This window comes from Acinetobacter sp. 1294243, assembly GCF_000588015.1.
Lineage (GTDB): Bacteria > Pseudomonadota > Gammaproteobacteria > Pseudomonadales > Moraxellaceae > Acinetobacter > Acinetobacter pittii.
This window is the reverse complement of sequence record NZ_JFXG01000019.1, coordinates 24,917-37,367: the sequence shown is the minus strand read 5'-3', so window position 1 is coordinate 37,367 and position 12,451 is coordinate 24,917. Positions and strand designations below refer to the sequence as shown.

Here is a 12,451-nt window from a genome sequence, read left to right as displayed (position 1 = left end):
CAAAGCATGAGCATCAAAAATTATGGTTTGGTGCTTTCGACTTTTCCTTTGGTTAAAAAAGATTGTAATAAACTTTGAGAAGTTTGTAGTTTGTTTAACTGCTCAGACACATGCATGAGCTCAGTTTGCAGCTTTTCTTGAACTACTGAACATAGCGTAAATACGCGTTCATCTAAATCAAAACAAGGCAGCAAGACCTGAATATCTTTTAAGTTCATGCCTGCATCATTCAATATTTTAATTTTCTTAATATTTTCAATATCTTTTTGCGTATAACTTCGATAGTTATTACTTGCTCGATGAGGCTGTATAAGCCCTAAACTCTCATAATAACGCAGCATACGAGGGCTTACCTTTGTGAGTTCGGCAACTTTGGCAAGGTTCATAAAATAGGGTTGACCTTAACAGTGGTGTCATAGTTTAGCATGTTTATATCTTTCAAAATGGTACTTGTTCCATGATTAGAAAACTCATTTTATTGGTGTTATTCGGCTTCATGTCATTTGTTGCAAATGCCAAAACAATTGAACTTCAGGAGAAGAGCATGCGTCAAATATTTGTACTTCATGGTTATTCAGCTTCTATAGATGATCACTGGTTTTTAGACCTAAAACATCAAATAGAAGATGAGCATACAACCGTTACCTTAATTCCATTTCCAGATTCTGAGAATCCTGATGTAAATGCATGGCAAAAGGTTTTAGATCAACAGGTCCCTAAGGTGGATGAAAATACCTATTTTGTTGCGCACAGTTTAGGGGTGATTACGTTACTGCACTTTTTACAAAGACATGATTACCAAAAGATTGGAGGAATGATTTTAGTATCTGGATTTTCTGGACCAATCTCAGACTTTTCTCCACTCGATGCTTATATAACAAAAAGTAAAGTCAACACGGATTACTTTAAGGACATAAAGAAAAAGCTGGTGTATTTGTCTGATAATGATGATTTGGTTCCGCCCAAACTGACGATTGAATTGGCGAAAGAAATTGATGCGCCGTACATTACCGTTCCTAATGGTGGACATTTTTTAGGTCGTGAAGGGTATACGTCGTTTCCACAAGTCGTGAATTCTCTAAAAGAGATGCTAGACAGTAAATAAAACTTATAAGATGAATAGCACACTATAAACTAGACACTTTTGCCTAATTTATAGTGTGCTTTATATAGCTTGCAGGTTTTAATAAATAGAAGAACCCTACTATTACATTAAAAATTTTAATTATATTTACCGTTTATCTGAGCCTTACTGAATCAAATTCGACTTTGTTGTAGCCTATTTATAGATACTTTTAATTTAATCATCATCTTTTAGTTGAAATAGGGTGAGTGATTTTTGGAGCAAGTTATGAACTTTCTAAAACAATCAGCCTTCATTGCTGCATTTGCTTTTATGGGTTTACCGACTGTTCAAGCAGAGGAAGTAGCGACTTTACCAACAATTCGCGTTATGGCTGAATCTGAGTTACGTGAAGAGGTGGGTTTTGTACCTTTCCAAGAAGATAAAAAAGTACGTCAGGCGCTGCAACATCATGAGTATAAAATTCATAACGATATACAGAATGCTTTAGTCCCTGAAGGCATGACTACGGTAGATTATCAGCCAGTTATGGCACAGCCTGATTTGTCTCAACTTTCTCCATTCTTACAACAATACATTTTAGCGGTAGCGGGTGGAATACAGTCTTCTGATCCAACCAATGGTATCTTTGAAATGTTAAGACCTTTGAATATTAATCGAAGTAATGTCGATGCTTATCGTGAGGGTACGATGAAAGTTAACCTTAATGACCTCATAAATTTACAACAGCAAATTCAAGATGGGTTAAAAGGCCGATAGATTAAAGAAATAGATTATAAATAATAGTTAGACTATTCAATAAGTAATGAAAATATTTAAAAAAATATATATAACCTTGGTTATATTCGATAAAATTAGAATGGGTTATTTTATAAATTTTATCTATGAAACGTTATCAAGTCTTAGATTTGTTTTCAGGTGCAGGGGGAATGGCTGAAGGATTTCTTCAAGCTGGTTTCGACATTCCTTTTGCTTCTGATAGAAGTCCACAAGCAGCGTTGACTTATGAATATCGTCATAGAGAACAATTAGGTTATAAACTTGATTATTTTTGTGGTGATGTACAAGAATTAGCTGAAGAAAAAAAATTAAGAGAATTTTTAGGGAAAGAGTTTTTTAATATTGATGTTATCTGTGGAGGGCCTCCCTGTCAGGGTTTTAGTATGGCAGGTAAAAGAAATCCAGATGATTTAAGAAATCAGCTTGTCCGTAGTTATATCAATATTCTCAAACAAGTACAGCCAAAGTATTTTGTGATGGAAAATGTCACGGGTATTTTGTCTGCGAAATTTTCTGTATATCAAGGTCAATATCAAGACTATGAAAATGAATTAGTGACTAAAGTTCTATTAAAAGAATTTAGAGAGATTGGTTATGAAAATGTTGTCGTAAAAACTTTGGATGCTAGTGACTATGGTGTTCCCCAACGTAGAAAGCGCGTTATTTTTTTAGGCACACGAGATGATATAAATATCCATCTTCTTCATCCTGAACCATTAAAGACAAATAAAATTTCTGCCAAAGATGCACTCTCTGATTTAGAAAATATAGAAATTGGTTCAAAAGAAGAAGAATATAGAAGAGAGGTTGAATCTGAATATCAAAGGGATTCAAGAAAAGGTCGTACTCCTAACTCTAAAAGTAAAAAAGTTAAAAGCCAAAAATTAGTTAATCATGAGACAAGTAAACATACTCCTCTTGTTATAGAGCGTTTTAATTTACTTTCTCCTGGAGATGACTTTAAAAAAATTTATAATAATTTATCTGAAGATCAGCAAGAACGATATAAAACACGTAAACATAACTGTCGCCGTATGCTACCAAATGAACCCTCACCAACGGTGTTAACGTTGCCTGATGACATGGTTCATTATTCAAAGAATAGGATATTGACAGTTAGGGAGTTAGCACGTTTACAGTCATTTGATGACAGTTTTGAGTTTTTGGGTAAGAGAACAACCGGTGGGGTACTTAGAAAGCAAGAAACACCACAATATACGTTAGTAGGTAATGCTGTCCCACCATTATTAGCAAAAGCTATAGCTTTAGAAATTAAGAAGAATTTAGATTTATTAGGTATAGAAAATTATGACCATAGAAAAGTTGCACTTTAAAACGAGTTCGGGGATTAAAAGTATTGTTGGTAAAGATTTAATTACTGACAAATTTGTTGCTATTTTTGAATTAGTTAAGAATTCTTATGATGCAGGGGCTAAACAAGTAACTATTACCTTTGATAAAGATAAAATCACTATATTAGATGATGGACATGGTATGTCCAAAAACGATTTAGTTGAAAAATGGTTAAATCTTGCTTACTCAGAAAAAAAAGAAGGAACATTGAGTAAAAAAGATCGAGTTTATGTTGGTTCTAAGGGGATAGGCCGTTTTTCTGCAGATCGTTTAGGAGCTAAACTTAAAATAACAACTAAAACTCAAACTGATAAATCTCAGCATGAGCTTCTAATTGATTGGGAGAAATTCGATCTGGATCTAAAAAGCTTATTTGAGGAAATAAGTATAGATTATAAGGAAATTTATGTATCAAATAGTAAGTTAAAAGCATTTACACAAATTGATATTTTTGAATTACATGAAAATTGGTCTCATGATGATATTGCAAAAGTTAAAGAAAGTCTAAGACGATTAAAAAACCCCTTTGTTGATGATGATGGATTTAAAATTCTTTTTATTGATTCAACTGATTTATTAGATGTTAAAGAATATATTAAAAGTAATATTGCAGAAGTTTTAAAAGATAAAAGTATTACGGTTGAAGCAAAATTTGAAGAAGATATTAATGTTAAGCTGTTTGACCGAGGTGAAAAAATTTATGAAATTGAAGCAGATAATACTACCGTACTAAGAACATGCCCCATTAAAGTAAATGTTAACTATTTGACAATATCAGCCAAATCGGCATTTACTAAAAAAATGAAAGTTGAGCCTGTGAATTACGGTAATATATTTATTTATAAGAATAATTTTAGGGTATTACCATATGGGGATACAGATTATGACTTATTTGGTTTAAATATGAGAAAAACACAAGGCCATAGTCGTTATCTGGGTACGAGAGAGATTATAGGGTTTATAGAAATCTATGATAAGAAAAATTCCTTTTTTAAAGAAACTTCTTCAAGAAATTCAGGATTTGTGAATAGTATTTATTTACAAGAACTTCAAAATCTCTTCATGGATTATATTATTCGCCCATTAGAGCACTATATGGATCTGATTTCATGGGGAGAATTTAAACTAGATAAAAATGCAGAGGAAACTCAGGAGGTTTTTTTTGATGAATTAGACCTAAGTGAAACTGAAAAATTTAAAAGATATATTTCACGAAAGAAAAAAATAGTTTTTTTCAAAAATGAATTGAATTTTGAAAATAACAAACCAGAAAAAAAATTAGAAATTTTAGTTGAAAAAATTTCTAAGGATGAAAAGAGAATTATTGAACCAATAGTTAGAGAAGTTAAGAAACAAGTTACCGATTTAAAGAAAGTATCTAAAGAGCAAGAAATAAAGTTTCATAAGCAGGAAAAGGATATTAAGTTCTTAGAACATCAAAATCATAACTTGGCTGCCAGAAACCGGACTTCAGAATCTTATATAGAGCAGATTACACATCATTTTACGGACTTATCAGAGCGAATATATTATGATGCTTCTGATCTTTTTGAAGTTCATAATAAAATTGAGAATGCACAACTGCAGTCCGAAATATTATCGGTAATAAAAAACTTAAAAGGTTATATTATTGAGCTTGAAGATTTTAAAAGTATATTAATTGACACTAATTATGATGTTAAATCTGCTGTTAGTAATTTAAATTGGATTGATATGGCAAGATGGTTCTTTGAACGCAAAAAGAATAATAGAGACTTTAAAGTAATCATTAGTGTAGATGAGAGTTTGAAATTAAAAAAATGGCTGAGAAGTACAAGAGTGCTAGATTTAACAATGATGTTTGAAAATTTTTATAAAAATTCTAAAGAACATGGAGCAAGTTTTTTAAATATCGAATTTTTAGAAGAAAAGATTATATTTTCTAATAATTCAACACCTATCCCTGAAGAACTTTTGTTAAAAGTTTTTGATGATGGTTTTTCAACGAAATATAATGGAAGTGGTATAGGCCTGAATCAAGTTAAAAAATTTTTAGATAGCCAGAGCTTATCGGTAGATGTAAAAAATAGTAATGGTTTAGTAGTTTTTGAGATTTTATAAATGAGATTAGATTTTAATATAGTTCTGATTGATGATGATAAGGATGACTATCCAAGAAATAGAGGGGTTAATAGATTAAAGCAATTGTTAGAAGATCATGTTCGAAAGAAGGGATTTAAACCACTTATTCGTTTTGAAAAGTCATCTCAGCCTATATTAGATCTTAATGAATCTGATAAAAAGAGAGTTGATTTATACTTAAGCGACAATAACTTAAGTAATAACTCTCAAGAAAGAAATATTAATGAAGAAGATGGGGGGATTGAACTATATTTAAATTTAAAAGATCTATTTATTTGTGAGTTTATTCTTTATTCTCGTTCTGATAAATCAACAATTATTAAGAAACTTATTGATGATTTGAATGAAAAGCAAAATCCAAACTTATTTACAAGGTTCTCATTTGTAGAAAGAAATAGTACGAATGAAGAATGGATTAATGATATTTTACGGATTATTGATCATATTATTACAAAGAGGGAAGAGTTAAATAACTTAAGGGGGATTTTTGCACAAGTGATGTCACGTGTACATCATAAGATGGTCGAGAGATATAGAGTTCCAGCTCCTGAAAGTAGCGCTTTAGCTGATACAATTAAGTATGCATTTGATACCAATAAAATTAATCAAGCTGATTACACTGAATTGTTAAGCTTGAAAAATATAAGGAATGGTCTACTTCATAATGATGAGTTTATTTGTCCCACAAGATCAGTACGATGTATTAAGTATATAAAAGTAAGTTATTCTCCTTTAAGAAGAGCAATTACGGAAAATGAAGATTTTATATATGAAGATGAGAGCTTTGAACCTTACCGTAGACGGTTAAATACTCTTTTTGAACGTTTTAGATAAAAAATCCCCGCATTGAGCGGGGATTTTTTTTATCTTGGTGTTAATTAAACACGTTCGATCACTGTTGCAATACCTTGACCAAGGCCGATACACATGGTCGCAAGACCGATTTGAGTATCTTGTTGTTCCATTACGTTCAATAACGTAGTGGTGATACGCGCACCAGAACAACCTAGTGGGTGACCCAAAGCAATCGCACCACCATTTAAGTTAATGATGTCTTGCTTGTCATAAATACCTAAGCCTTTCATTACTGATAAGCCTTGAGCAGCAAATGCTTCGTTTAACTCGATAGTTTGAATATCAGCCATCGTTAAACCAGCACGTTTAAGCGCTTTTTGAGTTGCTGGAACTGGACCGTAACCCATGATTGCTGCGTCACAACCTGCAACTGCCATAGAGCGAATTACAGCGCGTGGTTTTAAACCTAATGCTTGGGCGCGTTCAGCAGACATAAGTAACATTGCAGAAGCACCGTCAGATAAAGCTGAAGATGTAGCCGCAGTTACAGTACCGCCTTTCGGATCGAATACAGGACGTAATGCTTTGAACGCTTCAAGGTTTGCATCTGGACGAATTACTTCGTCGATGTCGCAAAGGATTTTAAAGCCATTTGCATCGTGGCCTTCAACACCAACGATTTCGTTTTTGAAACGGCCTTCTTGAGTTGCAGCCCAAGCACGGCGGTGAGATTCAACACCAAAAGCGTCTTGTTCTTCACGGCTAATGCCATTCATACGACCTAACATTTCAGCAGTTAAGCCCATCATGTTAGATGCTTTTGCATAGTGTTTAGATGCCTCTGGGTTTAGGTCGATACCATGCATCATACCTACGTGGCCCATGTGCTCTACACCACCAATAATGAAAATATCACCTTGGTTTGTTGCAATCTGTGCAGCAGCAGTATGAAGCGCTTGCATAGAAGAACCACAAAGACGGTTTACTGTTTGACCAGCAACAGTTTTTGGTAAGTCAGCCAATAGGCCGATGTTACGGCCAATGTTCATACCTTGTTCTAGAGTCTGGTTTACACAGCCCCAGATCAGGTCTTCAACTTCGTTTACATCAAACTGGTTACGAGCAACGAGTGCACGAACCAATTCAGCAGATAAGCTGTCAGCACGTACATTACGGAACATACCGTTTTTGGTTTTACCCATTGCAGAACGTACGCCATCAACGATGACAACGTCACGTGGATTTAAAGTAGCCATTCACGTTGCTCCTTAACCGTAGAATTTTTTGTTGTTAGCAGCCATGTCGCGCAACATTTGTGGCGCTTCATAAGCCTTACCTAAGTGTGCATATTTGTCGCAAAGTGCAACGTATTCAGCAACACCTGTTTGGTCGATATAACGACATGGACCACCACGGAATGGAGGGAAACCTACACCCATAATCATTGCCATGTCTGCTTCAGCAGCAGTTGCAACGATGTTGTCTTCTAAGCAACGAACTGTTTCGTTACAGAAAGCAAGCATCATACGGTCAATGATTTCTTGGTTATCAAACTCGCGTTTTTCACCAGTGACGAAAGGAGCAATGATTTCATACGCTGTTGGATCAACAGTTTTTGCTTTCTTGCCTTTCTTATCGAGTTCGTATTTGTAGAAACCAACGTCATTCTTTTGACCAAGACGTTTAGCTTCGTACATTGCTTGGATTGAACCTTTGTAGTCTGGCTTCATACGGTCTGGGAAACCTTCAGCCATGACTTCTGCACCATGTACACCCGTGTCGATACCTACAACGTCGATAAGGTAAGCAGGACCCATTGGCCAGCCAAACTTAGACATTACATTGTCAACTTGCTGGAAGTCTGCGCCGTCTTTTACAAGAAGGTCAAACGCACCAAAGTAAGGGAACAATACACGGTTAACCAAGAACCCTGGGCAGTCGTTTACAACGATCGGTGTTTTACCCATTTTTTGAGCAAGCACAACAGTAGTTGCAATCGCTTCTTCAGAAGTCTTTTCACCACGAATAACTTCTACAAGCGGCATCATGTGAACTGGGTTGAAGAAGTGCATACCAACGAAGTTTTCAGGACGTTGTAATGCTTTTGCTAAACGTGTGATTGAAATCGTAGAAGTATTAGAAGCAATAATCGTATTTTCACGAACATTCTTCTCAGTATCCGCAAGTACCATTTCTTTTACTTTTGGATTTTCTGTAACTGCTTCGATCACGATATCAACTTCTTTAAACTCATCGTAGCTTAAAGTAGGACGGATACGTGCAAGGGTTTCACCCATTTGCGCAGGTTTCATTTTCTTGCGTTCAACTTGTTTAGTTAACAAGCTGTTTGCTTCTTTCATACCTAGAGCAAGTTGTGGATTACCAATATCTTTCATGATAATTGGTGTGCCTTTACTTGCTGCTTGGTAAGCAATACCACCACCCATGATACCAGCGCCAAGTACAGCTGCTTGGTTTACAGGGTGTGCACCTTTTTCATATTTTTTAGCAGTTTTCTTAACAACTTGGTCATTGAGGAATAAACCAATCAATGCACCAGCTTGTGGCGTAATCGCAGCTTTTGCAAAACCTTCCGCTTCCGCTTTTAATGCTTCGTCACGCGCAAGGCTTGCACCCGCTTGTAATGAATCAAGTAATAATTTTGGAGCAGGGTATTGAGCAGGGTTTGCTTTAGCAAGCACTGCACCTTTTGCAGTATTGAACGCCATCATTTGTTCAAGTGGGTTCAATTTTACAGCTTCAAGCTTTTCTTGACGTTTTGCTTTCCAGTTTAAACGACCAGAAATTGCCTGCTTAACTAAGTCAGTTGCAGCTTCAAGTAATTTATCAGCAGCTACAACCGCATCTACCGCACCATCTTTTAGGGCAGCAGCCGGTTTTTTAGGAGCAGCCATCGCCATCCATTCAACCGCGTTGTCGATACCGATCAGACGGCTTAAACGTACGCTACCGCCGAAACCTGGGTAAATACCAAGTTTAATTTCCGGTAAGCCCACTTGTGCAGCTTCTGACATCACACGATAGTCACAAACTAAACACATTTCAAAACCGCCACCTAACGCCATACCGTTAATAGCAACAACTTTTGGAATCTCTAAATCTTCAAAGCTATTGAAGATTTCGTGAACAGGCATAAGCCAGTCAACAATCGCTTTTTCGCCTTGTGCGAAGTTTTCACCAAATTCGGTAATGTCTGCCCCAACAATAAATGTCGATTTGCCTGAGGTAACAACTAAGCCTTTAATATCATTATTTGCTTTTACCGCAGCAATAGCAGCTTGGAAATCTTCAATTGTTGCACGGTTAAATTTATTGACCGACTCACCTTGTAAGTCAAAGCGGAATTCTGCAATTCCGTCCGAAAGCATTTGGACGGTAATGGCATTGCCAGCGTGGATCATGCCTGATCTCCTTAGTTTTGGAGGACTTCTAAGTTGATGTTATGAAGCGTGTGCACATCTTAGGTACACATTTATGCTTCGCTAATCTTACGATAACTATATCTAAAAAAAACCTGACAAGTTGTATCAAGCCGTGACGCAAGGGTCATCTTATTTACTATTCAATTCATCTATATGAAATGCATAAAAGAAATCATAAAGATAGGTGCTAGTCCAACACATTTGTTTTAATTTAATTTTTTCTTTATAACGCATCGCAATTATCAAATTTTTATATAAAAACGAGTAACTTTTAAAAGTTAATTTTTTGTCAAAAATGTCAATTGTTAATAGGGTCATCTGTAAATAACAGTAGCAATAGTGATAAATTTTCACTTCCTTAAAGTTATGGAAAAATACACAATATTTAAAATTTTTATTACAACAGTATTGTCTATTATTTGACTTAATTTTTTTACATTCGCTTTTTCTAAGTCAATTTTGTTAAAATTTGCGCCAATTAAATAAACTTCTGGTTTCTTTTACCTTAAATATAAGGTGAAGTTGCCCCTAATCTTTTGAAAGAGTAGCAATATGATTAAGTGGATCATATTAGCGATTTTTGTGATATCAGCATTGTATATCCAACATCGCGGCAAAGTGCGTCACTCGTTTTATCGTCAATTTTTTGACCATTCAACCTTGCTCGCACCGATTAACTTTTTAATGTACATCTTTTCAAAGGTGCCGAATCAGCCTTATATCGACACACAGCATTTTAAAGATTTAAAAGTGCTGGATGAAAATTGGGAAATGATTCGTGATGAAGCGAAAGCTTTATATGACCAAGGTGGGATTAAAGCTTCAAGTACCTATAACGATTTAGGTTTTAACTCATTCTTTAAAACAGGTTGGAAGCGTTTTTACCTCAAATGGTATGAATCGAGTCATCCATCTGCTGCTGAGCTTTGCCCAAAAACTACAGCACTTCTTAAAACATTGCCGACAATTAAAGCAGCAATGTTTACCGAGCTTGCACCTGACAGCCGTTTGGTAAGACACCGTGATCCGTATGCAGGTTCATTGCGTTATCACTTAGGTCTAATTACACCAAATGATGACCGTTGTTTTATTGATGTCGATGGCGAAAGATATTCTTGGCGTGATGGTCAAAGTGTCGTGTTTGATGAAACTTATATTCACTATGCTGAAAATAAGACTGACCAAAACCGTATTATTTTCTTTGCAGACGTTGAACGTCCAATGAAAGTAAAATGGATGGAGCGTTTCAACCATTGGTTTGGTCGTAATGTAATGACTGCGGCAAGTTCACCGAATGAAACAGGCGACCAAACAGGTGGTCTAAATAAAGCTTTTGGTTATATCTATCAAATTCGTATTAAAGCTAAGGCTTTAAAAGCTAATAACCGTAAGTTGTATTACGTCTTAAAATGGTTCTTGATGCTTGGAATTTTCTTCCTGATTTTTGTTCGACCATATGTATTTTAATTAAAGCGCCCGAAAGGGCGTTTTTTTATTTTGATTATTTAAATAATTTGCATTTATTTTATGCATTTAGAAAAAGATTATTAGCATGAATAGTACTTTATTTAAAATTTTAGGTGAATTTTATATTAATTATTGGGATGATAATACAACTGGTAAATATATACCTTTCTTGTACTTAAAAAATTTAAAAATTTGCGTGGAATATAAATGAATACGGTGATAAAACAAGCTTTAGTAATAACTACATTCAGTGCAGCAGTAATATTGACTGGATGTGATAAATCTAAGCCAGAGCCAAAATCAAAAACAGAAAAAGTTGAGGTAGTTTCGGATTGGAGTTGTACACACCCTGAGAATTTAAAACAGATTCAAACTTCTTTGAAAAAAGAATATTTGAAGCAAATTGAACGTAGCTTAAGACAAAGTCAATATCAGGTTGATGCAGATATTCTTAATAAAATTAATCAAGGTTTGAAGTTTGAAATTAAAAATATCCGCACTTTACCATTAGAAGACGAAAGCCAAAAAAATACACAATTAAGCTGTGAAAGCCAATTGGTCATTTCACTGCCGAAAGGTTTACAAAAACGTGCGGAAAAAGCATATATTGAAGAGCTGCGTCATTCTGATGAAGAATCACAGACGCTCAATGACTATTTTTCGGATAATGAATCATCTTTGACTCTTGAAAATGACCAATTGAAAGGTGACTTTTTCTATAACATCACAAAAACAGATAAAGAGGGTTTGGTGTTTGACTTGCCAACTCAAAATAGTGTGATTGAAGGATTGGTTTTTGTTGCCACTAAAGCTGTGCAATATGCAGCCTATGTTAAACAAAATGAGTTGATCGAAGAAAATATTGAAGAAAATCAGCAAATATCTGAACAAAATAATGAAGAGCAGACTGTTTTGGCTCAGGAAGCCATGGATGTTCGTAAAAAAGAATTGGATAGTGACAAAGCGAAGCAAGTGGACCGCTTAAATCAGACTTGGGACAAATTGAGTGCTGAGAAAAAAATTCAATTTAAACAAGATCAATTGGATTGGTTTAAAAAACGTGATGTTGAATGTAAGGTGCTGGCACAAAAGACTGTAGATGAAATTCCTGAAAAAGACTTAGAAACTTACCAAAAGCAATCCGATTATTGGACGGCTGATATGCGTAAACAAAACCAAGAGATGCAATATACACAGTGCTTTACTCAAAAAACGATAGAGCGAACGGTTTATTTAAATAATTTAAATTAATCCTAAAACTCTTTATAAATGCTTAGTCAGTCGTATTGAAAGGAATGCGATTAACCAATTACGGGCAAATACTCTACTTTTACAAGTAGGGTTTTAAGCTCAGTAATTGAATTTGATTTGTAATGTATATTTATACAAATATTAAAGCGCCCGAAAG

The 12,451-nt window shown here is 34.9% G+C and carries 12 protein-coding genes; 8 read left to right on the top strand and 4 right to left on the bottom strand.

Annotation, left to right across the window (positions count from 1 at the left end; all coding sequences use genetic code 11):
• Positions 1-20: 20 nt before the first annotated feature.
• The gene (locus J655_RS20995) at positions 21-386 is read right to left on the bottom strand and encodes a MerR family transcriptional regulator (RefSeq protein ID WP_032053013.1); all 366 of its coding nucleotides are present in this window, start codon (positions 384-386) and stop codon (positions 21-23) included.
• A 71-nt stretch (positions 387-457) separates the two neighbouring features.
• On the opposite strand from J655_RS20995, the gene J655_RS20990 reads away from it, so the two are divergent.
• The 5 genes from J655_RS20990 (at position 458) to J655_RS20970 (ending at position 6,172) form a co-directional block, all read left to right on the top strand.
• The gene (locus J655_RS20990; protein WP_068541383.1) at positions 458-1,105 is read left to right on the top strand and encodes an RBBP9/YdeN family alpha/beta hydrolase; all 648 of its coding nucleotides are present in this window, start codon (positions 458-460) and stop codon (positions 1,103-1,105) included.
• Positions 1,106-1,351: 246 nt separating this feature from the next.
• Entirely contained in the window at positions 1,352-1,843 is a 492-nt protein-coding gene (locus J655_RS20985) for a hypothetical protein (RefSeq protein ID WP_032053011.1), read from the top strand.
• A 125-nt stretch (positions 1,844-1,968) separates the two neighbouring features.
• Positions 1,969-3,198 (top strand): DNA cytosine methyltransferase, encoded by a 1,230-nt coding sequence (locus J655_RS20980; RefSeq protein WP_032053010.1) that lies wholly within the window; start codon positions 1,969-1,971, stop codon positions 3,196-3,198.
• Positions 3,173-5,317 carry an ATP-binding protein gene (locus J655_RS20975; RefSeq protein WP_032053009.1) on the top strand — a complete coding sequence of 715 codons (2,145 nt, stop codon included), beginning with the start codon at positions 3,173-3,175 and terminating at the stop codon, positions 5,315-5,317. The genes J655_RS20980 and J655_RS20975 overlap by 26 nt, the downstream gene beginning before the upstream one ends.
• Positions 5,318-6,172 carry a hypothetical protein gene (locus J655_RS20970; protein WP_032053007.1) on the top strand — a complete coding sequence of 285 codons (855 nt, stop codon included), beginning with the start codon at positions 5,318-5,320 and terminating at the stop codon, positions 6,170-6,172. It abuts the gene before it with no gap.
• A gap of 44 nt (positions 6,173-6,216) precedes the next feature.
• On the opposite strand, the gene fadA is transcribed toward J655_RS20970, so the two are convergent.
• The 3 genes from fadA to J655_RS24825 all read right to left on the bottom strand — a co-directional run bounded on the left by fadA (position 6,217) and on the right by J655_RS24825 (position 9,822).
• The gene (gene fadA, locus J655_RS20965; RefSeq protein ID WP_005065826.1) at positions 6,217-7,389 is read right to left on the bottom strand and encodes an acetyl-CoA C-acyltransferase FadA; all 1,173 of its coding nucleotides are present in this window, start codon (positions 7,387-7,389) and stop codon (positions 6,217-6,219) included.
• Positions 7,390-7,401: 12 nt separating this feature from the next.
• Entirely contained in the window at positions 7,402-9,555 is a 2,154-nt protein-coding gene (gene fadB / locus J655_RS20960; protein ID WP_002114932.1) for a fatty acid oxidation complex subunit alpha FadB, read from the bottom strand.
• A 150-nt stretch (positions 9,556-9,705) separates the two neighbouring features.
• Positions 9,706-9,822: a hypothetical protein gene (locus J655_RS24825; protein WP_086264367.1), complete on the bottom strand. Its 117-nt coding sequence runs from the start codon at positions 9,820-9,822 to the stop codon at positions 9,706-9,708.
• A gap of 306 nt (positions 9,823-10,128) precedes the next feature.
• Between J655_RS24825 and lpxO the strand changes: the two genes are divergently transcribed.
• The 3 genes from lpxO to J655_RS20945 all read left to right on the top strand — a co-directional run bounded on the left by lpxO (position 10,129) and on the right by J655_RS20945 (position 12,294).
• Complete coding sequence (lpxO, locus tag J655_RS20950; protein WP_032005703.1) at positions 10,129-11,043, top strand: lipid A hydroxylase LpxO; 915 nt, start codon at positions 10,129-10,131, stop codon at positions 11,041-11,043.
• A gap of 85 nt (positions 11,044-11,128) precedes the next feature.
• Entirely contained in the window at positions 11,129-11,254 is a 126-nt protein-coding gene (locus J655_RS24815; RefSeq protein WP_081032075.1) for a hypothetical protein, read from the top strand.
• Complete coding sequence (locus tag J655_RS20945) at positions 11,251-12,294, top strand: DUF1311 domain-containing protein (protein ID WP_081032076.1); 1,044 nt, start codon at positions 11,251-11,253, stop codon at positions 12,292-12,294. The genes J655_RS24815 and J655_RS20945 overlap by 4 nt, the downstream gene beginning before the upstream one ends.
• Positions 12,295-12,451: the final 157 nt, after the last annotated feature.

Excerpts from the sequence above, each read along its gene's own strand:
- J655_RS20995 (WP_032053013.1), bottom strand. The coding sequence starts at position 386 with ATGAACCTTGCCAAAGTTGCCGAACTCACAAAGGTAAGCCCTCGTATG.
- J655_RS20990 (WP_068541383.1), top strand. The coding sequence starts at position 458 with ATGATTAGAAAACTCATTTTATTGGTGTTATTCGGCTTCATGTCATTT.
- J655_RS20985 (WP_032053011.1), top strand. The coding sequence starts at position 1,352 with ATGAACTTTCTAAAACAATCAGCCTTCATTGCTGCATTTGCTTTTATG.
- J655_RS20980 (WP_032053010.1), top strand. The coding sequence starts at position 1,969 with ATGAAACGTTATCAAGTCTTAGATTTGTTTTCAGGTGCAGGGGGAATG.
- J655_RS20975 (WP_032053009.1), top strand. The coding sequence starts at position 3,173 with ATGACCATAGAAAAGTTGCACTTTAAAACGAGTTCGGGGATTAAAAGT.
- J655_RS20970 (WP_032053007.1), top strand. The coding sequence starts at position 5,318 with ATGAGATTAGATTTTAATATAGTTCTGATTGATGATGATAAGGATGAC.
- fadA (WP_005065826.1), bottom strand. The coding sequence starts at position 7,389 with ATGGCTACTTTAAATCCACGTGACGTTGTCATCGTTGATGGCGTACGT.
- fadB (WP_002114932.1), bottom strand. The coding sequence starts at position 9,555 with ATGATCCACGCTGGCAATGCCATTACCGTCCAAATGCTTTCGGACGGA.
- lpxO (WP_032005703.1), top strand. The coding sequence starts at position 10,129 with ATGATTAAGTGGATCATATTAGCGATTTTTGTGATATCAGCATTGTAT.
- J655_RS24815 (WP_081032075.1), top strand. The coding sequence starts at position 11,129 with ATGAATAGTACTTTATTTAAAATTTTAGGTGAATTTTATATTAATTAT.
- J655_RS20945 (WP_081032076.1), top strand. The coding sequence starts at position 11,251 with ATGAATACGGTGATAAAACAAGCTTTAGTAATAACTACATTCAGTGCA.